Below are 1166 nucleotides of genomic sequence, written 5' to 3'. Positions count from 1 at the left end.
AAACATGATTCAACCGAACGCTCGGGAACCGTGTTCGTCACGGGCCCTTTCATGGCGTTCCCCAACCCTAGAGACCAAAGATCAGCATGGCTGACGATATGAGCTTCAATCCGACGCGCGACGACTTCGAAGCGCTCCTCAACGACTCGATGGGCGGCCGCGACTTCGCGGAAGGCAGCGTCGTGAAGGGCAAGGTCGTCGGCGTCGAAAAGGACTTCGCGATCATCGACGTCGGTCTGAAGACCGAAGGCCGCGTCCAGCTGAAGGAATTCGGCGTCGACGAAAACGGCAAGGCCACGGTCAAGGCCGGCGACACCGTCGAAGTCTTCCTGGAACGCCTCGAAAACGCGATGGGCGAAGCGGTCATTAGCCGCGAGAAGGCCAAGCGCGAAGAAGCCTGGACCCGTCTGGAAGGCGTCTACGCCCGCAACGAACCCGTCATGGGCGCGATCGTCGGCCGCGTGAAGGGCGGCTTCACGGTCGACCTGGGCGGCGCCTCGGCCTTCCTGCCGGGCTCGCAAGTCGACATCCGTCCGGTCCGCGACGTCGGCCCGCTGATGGGCAAGGAACAGCCCTTCGCCATCCTGAAGATGGACCGTCCGCGCGGCAACATCGTCGTCTCGCGCCGCGCCATCCTGGAAGAAGCCCGCGCCGAGCAGCGCACCGAACTGGTGTCGCAGCTGCAAGAGGGTGAAATCCGCGAAGGCGTCGTCAAGAACATCACCGACTACGGCGCGTTCGTCGAGCTCGAGCCGGGCATCGAAGGCCTGATCCACGTCTCCGAGATGTCGTGGACCAAGAAGAACATGCACCCCGGCAAGATCGTTTCGACCTCGCAGGAAGTCGACGTCGTGGTTCTGGATGTCGACGCCTCCAAGCGCCGCATCTCGCTGGGCCTGAAGCAGGCCCAGGACAATCCGTGGGACGCCTTCGTCGCCAACCACCCGATCGGTTCGACCGTCGAGGGCGAAGTCAAGAACGCCACCGAGTTCGGCCTGTTCATCGGCCTGGACAACGACATCGACGGCATGGTGCACCTGTCGGACATCGACTGGAGCGTGCCGGGCGAGGAAGCCATGGCCCGCTACAAGAAGGGCGACATGGTCAAGGCGAAGGTTCTCGACGTTGACGTCGAGAAGGAACGCATCTCGCTGGGCATCAAGCAG

At 63.2% G+C, this 1166-nt stretch carries 1 protein-coding gene; it reads left to right on the top strand.

Annotated elements, in window-relative coordinates:
* Positions 1 to 86: 86 nt before the first annotated feature.
* Positions 87 to 1166 (top strand): S1 RNA-binding domain-containing protein (locus tag NKJ21_RS27450; RefSeq protein WP_254733452.1); only part of this gene is annotated, 1080 nt, incomplete at its 3' end.

This window comes from Klebsiella sp. SWET4, from assembly GCF_024296565.1.
Taxonomy (GTDB): domain Bacteria; phylum Pseudomonadota; class Gammaproteobacteria; order Enterobacterales; family Enterobacteriaceae; genus Klebsiella; species Klebsiella variicola.
This window is presented reverse-complemented; position numbering and strand designations above follow the sequence as displayed.